The sequence below is a fragment of the Alcanivorax sp. HI0044 genome, from assembly GCF_001634945.1.
The window spans coordinates 1-343 of sequence record NZ_LWEZ01000985.1; the positions used below are offsets into that span (position 1 = coordinate 1).

At 56.6% G+C, this 343-nt stretch carries 1 protein-coding gene; it reads left to right on the plus strand.

The genetic code is table 11. The features are described from left to right. Window positions 1-163: 163 nt before the first annotated feature. Window positions 164-343, plus strand: a 180-nt coding sequence (gene yidD, locus A3730_RS29695) for a membrane protein insertion efficiency factor YidD (protein ID WP_082872354.1), incomplete at its 3' end; no start/stop codon positions are given.

Consider the following 343-nt stretch of genomic DNA (forward strand, 5'->3'; position numbering starts at 1 on the left):
TCTCTCCTTGTTGCCCTGAGGCTGCTTTAGCGTTGCATCATCATGAAATCGCAACACTTTCTTATCACGGTGGCTGTTAGGACCATGGAACAGCACTGGTATCTCCCCACGCGATGGCTATATCATGCATTTTTTACAACTTGCGACAGGCAGAACGGGTCACGTGAAATCGCTTCTGCTTGGCGCCATCTGGCTGTACCAGAAGGTGCTGAGCCCCTGGATAGGCAATCAATGCCGCTTCTACCCCACCTGCTCGGAATACGCCCGGCAGGCGGTAGTTGCCCATGGCAGCCTGCGCGGCAGCGCACTGGCGGCGAAGCGACTGTGCAAGTGTCACCCCTGG